This is a genomic window from Conyzicola nivalis, assembly GCF_014639655.1.
GTDB lineage: Bacteria > Actinomycetota > Actinomycetes > Actinomycetales > Microbacteriaceae > Conyzicola > Conyzicola nivalis.
Window position 1 is genome coordinate 1,139,591 of record NZ_BMGB01000001.1, and the last position, 13,776, is coordinate 1,153,366.

The 13,776-nt window shown below is 68.0% G+C and carries 13 protein-coding genes; 5 read left to right on the top strand and 8 right to left on the bottom strand.

What is annotated here, in order from left to right:
• Together cydB and IEV96_RS05525 are read right to left on the bottom strand one after the other, a co-directional pair.
• Positions 1 to 1,017 carry a cytochrome d ubiquinol oxidase subunit II gene (gene cydB, locus IEV96_RS05520; RefSeq protein ID WP_188509658.1) on the bottom strand — a complete coding sequence of 339 codons (1,017 nt, stop codon included), beginning with the start codon at positions 1,015 to 1,017 and terminating at the stop codon, positions 1 to 3.
• A gap of 14 nt (positions 1,018 to 1,031) precedes the next feature.
• A complete protein-coding gene (locus tag IEV96_RS05525) occupies positions 1,032 to 2,438 on the bottom strand; it encodes a cytochrome ubiquinol oxidase subunit I (protein WP_188511142.1) in 1,407 nt (468 codons plus the stop codon).
• A 161-nt stretch (positions 2,439 to 2,599) separates the two neighbouring features.
• Here IEV96_RS05525 and IEV96_RS05530 point away from each other — a divergent pair, with 161 nt between their 5' ends.
• On the top strand, positions 2,600 to 3,334 hold the full coding sequence (locus IEV96_RS05530; protein WP_188509659.1) for a DedA family protein: 735 nt from the start codon (positions 2,600 to 2,602) through the stop codon (positions 3,332 to 3,334).
• An 8-nt stretch (positions 3,335 to 3,342) separates the two neighbouring features.
• Here IEV96_RS05530 and IEV96_RS05535 read toward each other — a convergent pair whose 3' ends face one another.
• The 6 genes from IEV96_RS05535 to IEV96_RS05560 form a co-directional block, all read right to left on the bottom strand.
• Positions 3,343 to 4,272, bottom strand: coding sequence for an ABC transporter substrate-binding protein (locus IEV96_RS05535; protein WP_188509660.1), 930 nt, complete (start codon positions 4,270 to 4,272; stop codon positions 3,343 to 3,345).
• A 113-nt stretch (positions 4,273 to 4,385) separates the two neighbouring features.
• The gene (locus IEV96_RS05540; protein ID WP_188509661.1) at positions 4,386 to 5,300 is read right to left on the bottom strand and encodes an ABC transporter substrate-binding protein; all 915 of its coding nucleotides are present in this window, start codon (positions 5,298 to 5,300) and stop codon (positions 4,386 to 4,388) included.
• 27 nt (positions 5,301 to 5,327) lie between these two features.
• Positions 5,328 to 6,050, bottom strand: coding sequence for an ABC transporter permease (locus IEV96_RS05545; protein ID WP_188509662.1), 723 nt, complete (start codon positions 6,048 to 6,050; stop codon positions 5,328 to 5,330).
• Positions 6,050 to 6,727 carry an ABC transporter permease gene (locus IEV96_RS05550; RefSeq protein ID WP_188509663.1) on the bottom strand — a complete coding sequence of 226 codons (678 nt, stop codon included), beginning with the start codon at positions 6,725 to 6,727 and terminating at the stop codon, positions 6,050 to 6,052. Before IEV96_RS05550 ends, IEV96_RS05545 begins: the two co-directional genes overlap by 1 nt.
• Positions 6,724 to 7,605: an ABC transporter ATP-binding protein gene (locus IEV96_RS05555; protein ID WP_188509664.1), complete on the bottom strand. Its 882-nt coding sequence runs from the start codon at positions 7,603 to 7,605 to the stop codon at positions 6,724 to 6,726. Before IEV96_RS05555 ends, IEV96_RS05550 begins: the two co-directional genes overlap by 4 nt.
• Positions 7,606 to 7,823: 218 nt before the next feature.
• Entirely contained in the window at positions 7,824 to 8,465 is a 642-nt protein-coding gene (locus tag IEV96_RS05560; protein ID WP_188511143.1) for a TetR/AcrR family transcriptional regulator, read from the bottom strand.
• Between the two features lie 220 nt (positions 8,466 to 8,685).
• On the opposite strand from IEV96_RS05560, the gene IEV96_RS05565 reads away from it, so the two are divergent.
• From IEV96_RS05565 to IEV96_RS05580, 4 genes are all read left to right on the top strand, one after another.
• A complete protein-coding gene (locus tag IEV96_RS05565; protein ID WP_188509665.1) occupies positions 8,686 to 9,756 on the top strand; it encodes an App1 family protein phosphatidate phosphatase in 1,071 nt (356 codons plus the stop codon).
• A gap of 58 nt (positions 9,757 to 9,814) precedes the next feature.
• Positions 9,815 to 11,611 (top strand): glycoside hydrolase family 15 protein, encoded by a 1,797-nt coding sequence (locus IEV96_RS05570; RefSeq protein WP_188509666.1) that lies wholly within the window; start codon positions 9,815 to 9,817, stop codon positions 11,609 to 11,611.
• Between the two features lie 20 nt (positions 11,612 to 11,631).
• Entirely contained in the window at positions 11,632 to 12,756 is a 1,125-nt protein-coding gene (locus tag IEV96_RS05575) for a winged helix DNA-binding domain-containing protein (RefSeq protein WP_188509667.1), read from the top strand.
• 73 nt (positions 12,757 to 12,829) lie between these two features.
• Positions 12,830 to 13,762 carry an alpha/beta fold hydrolase gene (locus IEV96_RS05580; RefSeq protein WP_188509668.1) on the top strand — a complete coding sequence of 311 codons (933 nt, stop codon included), beginning with the start codon at positions 12,830 to 12,832 and terminating at the stop codon, positions 13,760 to 13,762.
• Positions 13,763 to 13,776: the final 14 nt, after the last annotated feature.

A 13,776-nucleotide genomic window follows, 5' to 3' on the forward strand; every position in this document is an offset into this window, starting at 1 on the left:
TCAGTGGGCGGAGGTGAGGATCGCCTCGCGCGTGATGCGCTTGCGGAACACCCAGTAGGTCCACGCCTGGTAGGCCAGGATGAGCGGCAACGAGATGCCGGCCACCCAGGTCATGAGGTTGAGCGTGTACGGCGTGCTCGAGGCGCTCTCGATGGTGAGCCCGTTCGCGGGGTCGTTGCTCGCGGGCATCACGTTCGGGAACAGGGCCGAGAGGATCGTGCCCACGGCGAGCACGATCGTGAGCGCGATGGCGGCGAAGGCGTAGCCCTCGCGGCCCACCGCGTTGAACAGCCACGAGGCGATGAGCGCGACCGCCGCGCCGAGCGCGAGGGTGAGGATGAGCCAGAGCTGCGGCGAATCGAGGTGCTGGAAGATGGTCCAGCCGAGGAAGAGTGCCGCGACGAGGATCGCGACCGCTCCGGACCTACGGGCGAGCGCCTGCGCGCGTTCGCGCATGTCGCCGGTGGTCTTGAGCGAGACGAACACCACCCCGTGGGTGAAGAAGAGCAGCAGGGTGGTCAGGCCGCCGAGCAGCCCGTAGGGGTTGAGCAGGGTGAGCAGGTTGCCGGTGAAGTTGTTGTCGGCGTCCATCGGCACACCCTGGATGAGGTTGGCGAAGGCGACGCCCCAGAGCAGGGCGGGCACCACGGAGCCGACGAAGATCATGCGGTCGAACCACTTCGTCCACTCGCGGCCCTTGTTCTGGTGGCGGTACTCGAACGAGACGCCGCGCAGGATGAGGGCGACGAGGATGAGGAACAGCGCCAGGTAGAAGCCGCTGAACATGCTGGCGTACCACTCGGGGAAGGCGGCAAACATCGCGGCGCCCGCGACGATGAGCCAGGTCTCGTTGAGGTCCCAGATCGGGCCGATGGTGTTGATCAGCACGCGGCGGTCGGTGTCGTCCTTGCCGAGGAACGGGAGGCTCATGCCCACGCCGAAGTCGAATCCGTCGAGCACGAAGTACCCGATGAAGAAGAAGCCGACGATGAAAAACCAGAGGTATGCGAGGTCCATGGTGTTTATGTCCCTTAGTAGACGGTCGCGAGCTTGGAGTGGTCGACGTTCTCGGGGTCGTCGTGCTTGTCCCACTCGTCGGGGCCGGTCATCGCGGCCTTCTTGATGAGCTTGAACTCGACCACGGCGAGTGCGCCGTAGACCAGGGTGAAGGCGAGCAGGGAGATCGCGACGGTGAGACCGGTCACATTCGGCGACACCCCGTCCTCCGTCTTCATCAGGCCGAACACGATCCAGGGCTGGCGGCCCATCTCGGTGAAGATCCAGCCGACGAGCGAGGCGACGAGCGGGATCGGCGCCGCCCAGATGGCGACCTTCCACGCCCACGGCGGCGGGTTCTTGCCCTTGCGGGTGATCCAGAGCCCGACGACGGAGATCATCGCGCCGAGAACGCCCAGGCCGATCATCCAACGGAAGGCCCAGTAGGTGATCCAGATGATGGGCGAATAGTCGCCGGGACCGTAGTCCTGCACGTACTGCGCCTGCAGGTCGTTGATGCCCTCGACCTCGCCGGTGAAGGTGTGCGTGGAGAGGAACGACAGCAGGTACGGGATGCGGATGGAGAAGATCTCGTGCGCGCCGTCGGGTGTGCCGAGCGAGAAGATCGAGAAGCTCGCGTTCTCGGTGGTCTTGTAGAGGGCTTCGGCCGCGGCCATCTTCATGGGCTGCGTCTGCACCATCACCAGGCCGAGCTGGTCGCCGGAGAGCGCGGATCCCGCGAAGGCCCCGATGCTGGTGAACGAGCCGAACTTGAGGGCCGTGCGCATGGTGTCTTCGTGCCGCTTTCGCGACAGGTGGTATGCGGCGGTGGCGACCATGACCGCGGCGGCGAACATGATCGAGGCGAAGATGGTGTGCGGGAACTGGGTGACGGCGACCGGGTTCAGCAGCACGGCGCCGATGTCGACGAGCTCGGCCCGCCCCTTGGCCTCGTTGATCTCGTAGCCGACGGGGTTCTGCATAAACGCGTTGGCGGCGAGGATGAAGTAGGCGGAGAGCACGCTGCCTACGGCGGTCGCCCAGATGGTGGCGAGGTGCAGTCTGGGCGAGAGCTTGTCCCAGCCGAAGATCCACAGTCCGATGAAGGTGGCCTCGAAGAAGAAGGCGAGCAGCCCCTCCATGGCTAGCGGAGCGCCGAAGACGTCGCCGACGAAGCGCGAGTAGTCCGACCAGTTCATGCCGAACTGGAACTCTTGGACGATTCCGGTGACGACGCCCATGGCGAAGTTGATGAGGAAGATCTTGCCGAAGAGGCGGGTGAGGTGCAGGTACTTCAGCTTGCCCGTGCGCACCCAGACGGTCTGCAGGGTAGCGACCAGCAGCACCATGCCGATCGTGAGCGGAATGAAGAGAAAGTGGTAGAGGGTCGTGAGACCGAACTGCCACCGAGAAAGCAGAAGCGGGTCGAGAATCTCCCCCACGTCCATCACCGCCCGATCTAAAGATTTCGTCAGAACTACATGACAATTCTCATCGGCGCACTAAGCGGGCACATGAGTCTTAAGTCCCGCGTTTTACTCCCGGGGTCGATTCGGGGGTAACCCCGATTTCCGCGTTCAGGCGGTGCGGATATGGTCGAGGCGTGAATGAGATTCTGACCTGGATTCTCGACGTGGTTCAGTCGGTCGATCCCGTGCTGCGCACGCTGCTCGCCGGCTTCGGCATCATGCTCGAGACGAGCATCCTCATCGGCCTGGTCGTGCCGGGCGACACCATCGCGATCGTGGCGGCCACCGGCGTCGAAGACCCCGCGCAGTTCGTTTTCCTCATTCTCGCCGTCATCGCCGGCGCCCTCACCGGCGAGAGCATCGGCTTCGCCCTCGGCCGCTACTTCGGTCCGCGCATCCGGGCGTCGCGACTCGGTCGACGCGTGGGCGAGCACAACTGGGAGCGCGCCGAAAACTATCTCGACCGCCGCGGCGGGCTCGCCGTCTTCGTGTCGCGATTCCTGCCCGTGCTCCACTCCCTCATCCCGTTGACGGTGGGTATGAGCACCATGCGCTACCGCCGCTTTATGAAGTGGACGGTTCCGGCCTGCATCCTCTGGGCCTGTGCCTACGTCTCGGTCGGAGCGGCCGCCGCCGGCAGCTACCGCCAGATGGCCGACCGCCTGCACTACGCCGGCTACATCTTCGTGGCCATCATCGTCGGCTTCGCACTGCTCGTGCTGGTGGCGAAGAAGGTGCTGTCGAAGCTCGAGGCACGTCACATGGACCGGGTCGCGCGACCGGGCACCGAGATGCCACCGGTCGCGGCGCCGGAGCTGGACGCGGCGGCGGAGCCCGAAGACCGCACGGTGGAGGACACCGCGCGTTAGCGCGCCGCCTACTCGCGGATCAGTCCCTTGCCGACCAGCCACTCGCGGGCGATGGTCTCCGGCGACGGGGTGGCGCTCGCGGTGGCACGCTCGTTGAGCACGCGCAGTTCCTCGGTGGTGATGACGGCCGAGACGGGGTCGACGATCTGGTGCACGTCGGGCGAGTCTCCCGTGAGGTTCACGAGCGGCACGATGTTCTGCGCGGTGATGAGATTTTTCGGATCGGCGAGCACGCGCAGGTTGTTGCGGAGGATCGACGGCGACGCGGCCGGGATCACGGCCACCTGCACGCTGTCGGTGAGCAGCGCCCCGAGCGTCGCGGTGCCGCCGCCGTCGGTGAGATCGCGCGTGTCGAATCCGACGACCCCGTAGACGCTGAGCAGGCCGCCAGGCCCGTAGCGTTCCGACTGGAAGCCGTCGTCGGCGCCGATGGTGATGTCGTCTGCGAAGTAGGCGAGCTCCCCGATGCTGGCGACCTGACGGTTGCGGGCGAAGTCCTCGGTGACGACGAAGGCGACCGCCTTGTCGGCCGGCGCGGCCTCGAGCACGCGGAGCTTGATCGATTCGACAGCCTCGGGCAGTGCCTCCTCGATGTCGTCGTCCGAACGCGCAAACGCGGCGGCATCGATGGCGTAGAGCAACTCCCCCGACGTCTCCGGAACCAGGTCGACGCGCCCCGACTGCAGCGCCGCGATCGACGCCGCACGGTCGCCCACGCCCTCGTTGTAGTCGACGAGGTAGCCGTGGTCGGCGAGAACCTGCCCGTAGACCTGGGCCAGAATGCGGTTTTCGACGGTGTCGTGCGCCCCGACGGTGATGCGCGCGCCGTGGCCCGAGTTGTTCTCGTCGGCCGACGTGGCCCCGCACCCGGAGAGGGTCACGGCGGCGCCGATCGCGAGTGCTCCCGCCAGAATCCGGATTCCGACGCGTGAGTGCATCTGACCATCCTGTCACGACGCGACGTGTCAAAATCCTGTGAGAAAGTCCCAAATTCGGGTGGTGAGACGAAAGAGGGGCGGATGCCGCGGCATCCGCCCCTCGTCTCTGACAGCTATTTCAGGAGGTCGTTGTCCGTCAGCCACTTGGTGGCGATGGCGTCGGACGACTCCTCGTCGACGGTCGACTGCACGTTGAGGTCGACGAGACCCTCGGGCGTGAGCTTGGCGCTGACCGCATTGATCACGTCGGCGATGTCGTCAGCGACGTCGGCGCTCACGAGCGGCACGACGTTCGAGGCGAGGAACAGGCCGTCGGGGTCTTCCAGGGTGACGAGGTTCTCGGTCTGGATGCGGGGATCCGCGCTGTAGACGTTCGCGATGTTGACGGTGCCGGCGATCAGGTCTTCGACGGTGGTGTCTCCCGTCGCCGTGAACGCGACGTCGACGCCGTAGCGGTCCTTCAGGCCGGTGGGGCCGTAGGGGCGCTCGGCGAGCTCGGCGTTGCCGCCCAGCGTCAGCGGAACCGTGACATCGGCGAGCGACGCGATCGTGGTGATGTTGTTCGCCTCGGCGAACTCGCTCGTGACGTTGTAGGAGTCCTGGTCGGTGGCCGGCGACTGGTCGAGCACCTCGAGGCCGTCGGGGAGGCTCGTCTGCAGCTCGGCGTAGACGTCGTCGGACGAGGTGGCCTCGGTCTTGGGCACGTAGTACTGGAGGAGGTTTCCGGTGTACTCGGGGAACAGCGAGACGGTGCCGGCCTCGAGTTCGGGCAGGTAGGCGTCGCGCTGGCCGATGTTGAACTTGCGCTCGACCTCGAACCCGGCGTCTTCGAGAGCCTGCGAGTAGATCTCGGCGATGATTTCGTTGGAGTAGTACGCCTGTGAGCCGACGACGATGGTGTCGCCGGAGGCCGAGTCATCCGTACCGGCGTCCAGTGGATCACCCGATGCGCACCCTGACAGGGTCAATGCCGCCCCGACCATGACTACGCCTGCGGCGAGCCAGCCTTTGTTCTTAGCTGTGGACATTTTTTTCTCTTTTCTTGAGTGTGCGGACTATTCCGCTACCGCGCGCGTTCTGGGTGAACGGGTGCGGACATCTGAGGTGCGCCCCGCGGCGACGCCGCGCGGGACGACGAGTCGCTCGACGAGGGCGAAGAGCCCGTCGAGCACGAGGGCGAGGGCGACGATCACGAGGGCGGCGCCGAGCATCTGGTCGAACCGGCGGAGGGCGAGGCCGGAGATGATGTATCCGCCCAGGCCGCCCAGGCCGATGTAGGCGGCGAGGGTGACCGTCGCGACGATCTGCAGCGCGGCGGATCGGAGCCCGCCGATGAGAAGGGGCAGCCCGAGCGGGATCTCGACCTTCCACAGGATCTGCCACTCCGTCATGCCGACCGCGCGGGCCGAGTCGATGATGCGGCGGTCGATCGCCTCGAGGCCCGAGTAGGCACCGGCGAGGATCGAGGGGATGCCGAGCAGGACGAACGCGATGAAAGCCGCCAACGGCTTCTGCGTGACACCGATGAGCGTGACCAACAGCAGGATGAGGCCGAACGACGGGATCGCCCTGGCCGCGCCGGACACGCCGATCGCCAGCTCTCGCCCCCTGCCCGTGTGGCCGATGAAATAGCCCAGCGGAATGGCGATGGCACCGGCGATGGCGAGCGAGACGAAGGTGTAGAAGAGGTGCTCGCCGATGCGGATCTGCAGAGCGTCGGCGCCGATGTAGCGTTCGGGGGCGAACAGCCAGGCCATGGCCTCGGAGAAGAGGTTCATCAGGAGGTCGCTCCGAGACGTTCGATGCGCGGACGCACGGTCTTCTGTGCGCGGGTCCAGGGCATGAGCATGCGGCCGAGCAGCACGAGCAGGTAGTCGACGACGAGGGCGATCACCACGACCATCACGACCCCCGCGAAGATCTCGGCCACGATGCGACGCTGGTAGCCGTTGGTGAAGAGGTAGCCGAGGCTTTCGGTGCCGATGAGGATGCCGACCGTGACGAGGCTGATGGTGCTCACGGCGGCGACGCGCAAGCCCGCGAGGATGACCGGTCCGGCGAGCGGGAACTCGACCGTCCAGAACAGGCGCCAGCTGCCGTAGCCCACGGCCGTGGCGGACTGCCGCACTGCCGGGTCGACGGAGGAGAGCGCGTCGGCGACCGACCGCGCCATGATCGCGACCGCGTAGATCGTGAGCGCGATGGTGAGGTTGGCGTCGCTGAGCGCGCTGATCCCGAGCAGCGGCGGCAGGATGACGAGCAGCGCGAGCGACGGGATGGTGAACAACAGCCCGGCCAGCGTGAGCAGCAGGCCGCGCGTCAGCTTGAAGCGGAACGCCAGCCAGCCGATCGGGATCGAGATCACGAATCCGAGCAGGATCGGCGGGATGCTGAGCCGGATGTGCTCGACCGACAGCTCGGCGATCAGGTCGAGGTTGTTGACGACCCAGTTCACGCGACTGTGCTGTTCACGGTGTCGGGGCTGTTCACTGTGTCGGGGCTGTTCACTGTGTCGGCGGGCGCATCGACGAGCACGCCGGCGGTGCGCCCGTCGCCGTCGACGAGGACGGAGCCGGTGGCTGTGGTGCGGATGGAGAGGGCCCGCTTGCCGCGCTCCGCGCCGATGAAGTCGGCGACGAACTCGCTCGCCGGGTCGGCCAGGATCTCGGACGGGCTGCCGAGCTGCGCGATGCGGGCGCCCTTCTCGAGGATGACGACCTGGTCGCCGAGCAGGAACGCCTCGTCGATGTCGTGGGTGACGAAGACCACCGTCTTGTCGAGCTCGCGCTGCAGGCGGATGATCTCCTGCTGCAGTTCGGCCCGCACGATCGGGTCGACCGCTCCGAAGGGTTCGTCCATCAGCAGGATGTTGGGATCGGCCGCCAGTCCACGCGCGACTCCCACGCGCTGCTGCTGGCCGCCGGAGAGCTGGCTCGGGTAGCGGTCGGCGATGTCCCGACTGAGGCCCACGGTGTCGAGCAGTTCGAGGGCCTGGGCGCGGGCCTGCTTCTTCGGCACCCCGTTCAGCACGGGCACGGTGGCCACGTTGTCGATGACGCGGAGGTGCGGCAGCAGGCCGGAGTTCTGCATCACGTAGCCGATGCTGCGGCGCAGGGCCACGGGCTGGCGGTCGAGGATGCTTTCGCCGTCGATCTCGATCACGCCCGAGCTGGGATCGACCATGCGGTTGATCATGCGCAGCAGGGTGGTCTTGCCACTGCCGGACGATCCGACGAGCACCGTCGTCTTGCGGGACGGGATGGTCAGGCTGAAGTCTTCGACAGCGAGGGGGCCGTCGCCGAACTGCTTGGTCACCGAACGGAATTCGATCATGCTTCTCGGCTCATTCCTCGTGATTGTCACGAATCGACACGCGCCAGACAACTGCCGGTCCAGACACAAAGCTAAACACCATTCGGAACGTCTGTCATTCCGGATTGCAGATTATGTCCGACCACCGACATCGTGCGTACCGCGCCGCTCTCGTGCGCCGGGCAGAGAAAAACCCCCGGACAACTGGCTCGCAGTCGTCCGGGGGGTTATCGGGATGCTCAGCCCTTGGTGGGCATTCCGAAGTGCGGGACCAGCAGCGACGCGACGATGTCCCCGCCGGCGTCGAGGAAGCTGACGTCGCCGTCGGGGTTGCGCGCGAACGCGCGGGCGGCGAGGGCATCGGAGATCTCGATTGCCGTTTCGAAGGCGAAGCGCACGTCGTCGTTGTCGGGCACGTCGAAACGCGCGACGAGGCTGTCGAGCAGTGCGGCGGCCACGACCGACTTGAACGGGATCTCGTTCGGGGCGGGGCGCAGGTCGATCACGTCGCCGACCCGCAGCGAGCGGAAGCCGGGCTCGGTCCGGAAGGCGTCGATGAGGATTTCGAGAGAGGCGGTGAGCGCCGAGACCCAATCGTCGTGTTCGGCAGTCGCCGCTTCATCCGCAATTCGGGTGAGGGCGCGCTCGAGGTTGCGCGCTCCGAGCGCCTGGAGCACGGCGATGCGGTCGGGGAAGTACCGGTAGACGGTGCCGATCGATGCGCCGGCACGTTCCGCGACCATGGCGGTGGTCAGTCTCTCGTATCCGATTTCGTCGACGACCGCGGCGGCAGCGTCCATCAGGGCGGCGAGGCGTGCGGTGCTGCGTGCCTGCACCGGCTCGTTGCGGAGCGCGACCTGGCCAGCGATTGTTGCGTCCATGACTGATGGTGTCGACACTGTGTCTCCTCGGATCAACGTAGACCGCCATCGTAACCCCGCCCCCAATGCGGGGGTAAGAATGAAACTCATTATTTGCGTAAAAATTTCACAATGGACCCAAGCGGTAGTTGAAAGAGTATTGCAATCCCCCTGTACGTCTACTGTTCGGCGGCTGAGTGTCGAGAATCAGTCGATGTGCTAGGCGTGTCAGACTGGGACCATGGCCCGCTCCCGAAACCTTCTCGCGAACCACCAGGACGGGTCGACCGGTGCAGGCGTCCCCATCCTCCACTTCGCCGCACGACTCGAAGACTCCATGCACGCCTGGCGCGAGCGGAGGGGCCGCAAGCGCGGCCTCAAGACCACGGTCATCCCGTACACGGGCTACGGATCGCCCGGCTGGGTGCGCGTGCTGTGCCGGGTCGTGCTCACCCGCGGCGACGTCGCCAGCCAACGGGCCGCCAAGGTGCGCGGCTGGCGCAGCTTCTTCAGCATCCCCGTCGACGACGTCGAGGTGACGATCATCGCCGGGGGCACCGAACAGAAGGTCCTCGCCGGGCGGGGCGGACTCGTCGACACCCGGATCAAGGTCGAGCTCGCTCCGGGCTGGCACACGATCGTGATCAAGACGGATGACACGGAAGGCGTCACCGCGGAGGTCTTCGTCATCGACCCCGACGCCGCCTTCGGAATCATCTCCGACGTCGACGACACCGTCATGGTCACCGCGCTCCCCCGTCCGCTGCTCGCGGCGTGGAACACCTTCGTGCTCGACGAGCACGCCCGACGCCCGGTTCCCGGGATGGCCGTGCTGTACGAACGCATCGTGCAGGCCAACCCGAGCGCACCCGTCATCTACCTGTCGACCGGCGCCTGGAACGTCGCGCCGACGCTCTCCCGCTTCCTTGACCGCAACCTCTACCCCGACGGTCCGCTGCTGCTCACCGACTGGGGCCCCACCCACGACCGGTGGTTCCGCAGCGGCCGCGAGCACAAGGCGTCGAGCCTCGAGCGCATCGCCCAGGAACTGCCCGGCATGAAGTGGCTGCTCGTCGGTGACGACGGTCAGCACGACGAGCAGCTCTACGGCGAGTTCGCCGCCGCGCACCCCGAGAACGTCGCTGCGGTGGCCATCCGCCAGCTGTCGACGAGCGAGGCGGTGCTGGCCGGTGGCCGGTCGCGCGCCGCAGACAACGAGCAGGAGACCGGAACGGCCTGGGTGTTCGCGCCCGACGGCGCCGGCCTCCTCGACCAGCTGAAGAAGACCGGGATTCTGGGTTCGCGCACCTGAGTCCGCAAGGCCCGCCGCGGCGGCGGCTCCCCCGCCGCGCACCGTTTAGCATTACCGGATGCCCTTGCGCGTCGAAGACTATGCCCTGATCGGTGATTGCCACACGGGAGCCCTCGTCGGCAGCGACGGCAGTATCGACTGGTTGTGCCTGCCGCGCTTCGATTCCGCCTCGACCTTCGGCGCCCTGCTCGGCACCGAAGACCACGGTCGCTGGCTGGTCGCCCCCGCCGCGTCGACCGACGGCACGCCGGGAGTCAGTAACAGCCGCAGCTACGTCGACGACACCTTCACCCTCGTCACCCGCTGGGTGACCCCCACCGGAACCGTCGACGTCATCGACCTCATGCCGCACGGCGACCGTCGCGCGGATGTCATCCGCCGCGTGGTCGGTGTCTCTGGCACCGTCGACATGGTGCAGGACCTGCGCATCCGTTTCGACTACGGTGCCGCGATGCCGTGGCTTCGACAGGTGCCGGATGCCGGCGGGAACGCCGTCATCGCGGTGGCCGGCCCCGACGCCATCGTGGTGCGCGGGCCCGAGCTGCGCGCGGCCGACCACACGCACGTTTCGGAGTTCACGGTGGCCGCGGGCGAGACCGTGGACATCGTGCTCACGTGGTATCCCGCGCACCGCAGGGCACCCCGCGCGCTCAACGTGAGCAGCCGCATCCGCGACACCGAAAAATGGTGGACCCACTGGGCCTCGGCCGCGGCCGCCGCCCCGCAGTACGCCTCGGCCGTGCGCCGTTCGCTGCTGGTGCTGCGCGCCCTCAGCCACGAGGACACGGGCGGCATCGTCGCCGCCGCGACCACGAGCCTGCCCGAGGAGTTCGGCGGCACCCGCAATTGGGACTACCGCTACGTCTGGCTGCGCGACGCCTCGCTCACCCTGCACGTGCTGCTCGACCACGGATTCGACAGCGAGGCAGACCCGTGGCGCGGCTGGCTGCTGCGCGCGATCGCCGGCGACCCCGGCGACGTGCAGATCATGTACGGACTGTCGGGCGAGCGCCGGCTCATCGAATACGAGGTTCCGAGCCTCCCCGGCTACGACGGCGCCTCCCCCGTGCGCATCGGCAACGGGGCGTTCACCCAGTACCAGGGCGACGTGTTCGGCGAGGTGATGCTCGCGCTCGAACGGGCCCGCCAGGCCAACGGCGAGGAGAAGGACTTCTCCTGGCCCGTGCAGCGCGCGATCATGAGCTTCGTCGAGGAGAACTGGCAGCGTCCCGACAACGGGATCTGGGAGATCCGCGGCCCGCAGCGGCACTTCACGCACTCCCGGGTGATGCTCTGGGCGGCCTTCGACTGCGCGGTCCGCGCGGTGCGCGACTTCGGCCTCGACGGCCCGGTCGAGCGCTGGGAGCGGATGCGCGACGAGGTCCGCGACGAGATCGAGACCCAGGGCTTCGACACCGAACGCAACACCTACACGCAGTACTACGGAAGCACGGCGGTCGACGCGTCGCTGCTGCAGCTCGTGCAGGCCGGCTACATCGAGGCCACCGACCCGCGGATGCTGGGCACCGTCGCCGCGATCGAGAACGAACTGCTCGAGAACGGGCTGCTGCTGCGCTACCGCTCGGAGTCCGGCGTCGACGGCCTCCCCGCGGGCGAGAACCCGTTTCTCGCCTGCTCGTTCTGGCTCGTCGAGCAGTACGCGCTGTCGGGGCGGTTGCCGGATGCCACGGAGCTGATGGACCGCTTGGTGGGGTACTGCAACGACGTCGGTCTGCTCAGCGAGGAGTACGACGTGCTCGGCAACCGCCAGGCCGGCAACACCCCGCAGGCGTTCTCGCACCTCTCCCTCGTGCGTGCCGCCGACGCCATCGCGAAGGCGACCGCCGCGTCGTAGGCCCGGGCCATACTGTGGTGATGACGCGCAGCTACCCGGCCCACCGCCGCGACATCGCCCGCCTGCGGCTCGCCACGCAGCGCATCTCGCCCGCCGTCGGGGCGTCGACCGGTACCGCAACGGCGACGGTCGCGTCCACCGTGCGGCACCTGCTCGCCATGCAGGCGCAGGACTTCGCGGGCGCCAAGTGGTCGGTCGGCCTGCGCACGCCCGGTAGTACAGATGCCACGGTCGAGGCCGCCCTCGCGGCCGGCGAGATCGTGCGCTCGTGGCCCATGCGCGGCACACTGCACTTCGTCGCGCCGGAAGACCTCGGCTGGATGCTCTCGCTCACCTCCGAGCGCATCATCCGCAGCGCGGCCGGGCGGCACCGGCAGCTCGAACTGGTCGAGGCGGACTTCGAGCTGGCCCGCGACATCGCCGTCGCCGAACTGGGCGGCGGGCGGGCGCTCTCGCGTGCCGACCTGCTCGAGCGCTTCGAGACCGGCGGCATCCCGGTCGCGGGGCAGCGCGGCGCACACCTTCTCGGCCGGCTCGCGCTGTGGGGCGTGCTGGTGTTCGGCCCCCTGCAGGCCGGCGAGGCGGGCAAGGCCGACCAGCAGACCTTCGTGCTGCTCGACGAGTGGGTCGCGGCGCCACGCGTCCTCGAGCGCGACGAGGCGCTCGGCGAGTTCGCGCTGCGGTATTTCACCGGGCACGGGCCGGCCACGGTGCGCGACTTCGCCTGGTGGTCGTCGCTGACGCTGGGCGACGCGCGTGCGGGTCTCGCCATCGCGCGAGACCGGCTCGACGAGATCGACCTCGGCGGAACCCGGTACTTCGTGCCGCGCGATGCGGTGGCCGCGGCATCCGGGGTTCTGGTCCTTCCCGGATTCGACGAGTACCTGCTCGGCTACCAAGACCGCGGGGCCGCGCTCGCGCCCGAACACTTCGAGCTGATCGTGCCGGGCAAGAACGGCATGTTTATGCCCACGATCGTGGTGGGCGGCGAGGTGGTCGGAACGTGGCGGCGCACCACCACGGCAAAGGGCGTCTCGGTCGAACCCCGGCCGTTCGAGCCGCTGTCTGCCGCGTCGCTGCGCCGGTTCGACGCCGCGGCCGGGCGCTACGCGGCCTTCCTCGGCAAGGGGTTTCTGCCCCGCTGACCCCGGGCGCCGACGGTCCTGACCCCGGTTTGCGGGGCGGTGCGGTCGGCGCAACCTCGGTAGGCTGGCGCGAATGTTGACCTCCACGCCGGCCTACGCGCCGTTCCCCCTCGAGACGGATGAAACGTCCCTCGGGTTTGTGGAGACGACGGTCTACCCGCGCACCGGTACCGCACGGATCGTCGCGCGTCACCGACCGCAGCGCACGTCGACCAGGGCCACGATCTTCCTGCACGGCGCGGCCGGTTCGTGGACGACCTGGACGCCGATGCTCGCCGCCGCGGACGAGGCGGGCATCACGATCGTCAACCCCGTACTGCTCGACCTGCCCGGTTGGGGCGACGCGACTCCGGCCCCGGGCGACGCGCCGCTCACGCTCGACACAGTCTGCGAGCTCGTGCGCGACATGGCCCTCGAGCTCGGCTACACGGAGTGGGACCTCGTGGGGCACTCGCTCGGCGGCTTCATCGCCCTGCACATGGCGTCGATCTGGCCGCAAAGCGTGCACTCGGTCGCTCTCGTCTCGGGGACGACGTGGTCGGTGATCGACGCCGTCGCCCGCCCGTGGCACGGGCTGCGGGTCATCCCCGGCTTCGTGCTGCTGCGCTTCTTTATGCGGCTGCTCGCGCCGATCCAGCCCGTGGCCCTCGCCGCGGTGCGCGGCCTACGCGCCTTGGGCATCCTGCGGTTCGCGACCTCGCCGCTGTTCCGGCACCCGACGCGCGTCGACGACACGGTGATCGACGCGCTCGCCACCGAACTGCGTCCGCGCTCGTTCGTCACCGCCGGCGACGTGACGCGTGGCTACGACGCCGACGCCCGCTGGTCGCTGATCGAGTGCGAGGTGCTCGCTACGAAGGGCGACAACGACGTGTTCGTCACCGACGGCGACCTCGAACGGCTCGCCCGGGTGGTGCGTCGCTGCACGACCACGGTCATCGCCGACTGCGGCCACTTCGGCAACGTGGAGCAGCCGGCGGCGGTTCTGGCGGCGCTGGACTACTAGGGCCGGTCCCGGCG

Coding starts and splice junctions, on each gene's coding strand:
- cydB (WP_188509658.1), bottom strand. CDS start 1,017: ATGGACCTCGCATACCTCTGGTTTTTCATCGTCGGCTTCTTCTTCATC.
- IEV96_RS05535 (WP_188509660.1), bottom strand. CDS start 4,272: ATGCACTCACGCGTCGGAATCCGGATTCTGGCGGGAGCACTCGCGATC.
- IEV96_RS05540 (WP_188509661.1), bottom strand. CDS start 5,300: ATGTCCACAGCTAAGAACAAAGGCTGGCTCGCCGCAGGCGTAGTCATG.
- IEV96_RS05545 (WP_188509662.1), bottom strand. CDS start 6,050: ATGAACCTCTTCTCCGAGGCCATGGCCTGGCTGTTCGCCCCCGAACGC.
- IEV96_RS05555 (WP_188509664.1), bottom strand. CDS start 7,605: ATGATCGAATTCCGTTCGGTGACCAAGCAGTTCGGCGACGGCCCCCTC.
- IEV96_RS05560 (WP_188511143.1), bottom strand. CDS start 8,465: ATGGACGCAACAATCGCTGGCCAGGTCGCGCTCCGCAACGAGCCGGTG.
- IEV96_RS05565 (WP_188509665.1), top strand. CDS start 8,686: ATGGCCCGCTCCCGAAACCTTCTCGCGAACCACCAGGACGGGTCGACC.
- IEV96_RS05570 (WP_188509666.1), top strand. CDS start 9,815: ATGCCCTTGCGCGTCGAAGACTATGCCCTGATCGGTGATTGCCACACG.
- IEV96_RS05575 (WP_188509667.1), top strand. CDS start 11,632: ATGACGCGCAGCTACCCGGCCCACCGCCGCGACATCGCCCGCCTGCGG.
- IEV96_RS05580 (WP_188509668.1), top strand. CDS start 12,830: ATGTTGACCTCCACGCCGGCCTACGCGCCGTTCCCCCTCGAGACGGAT.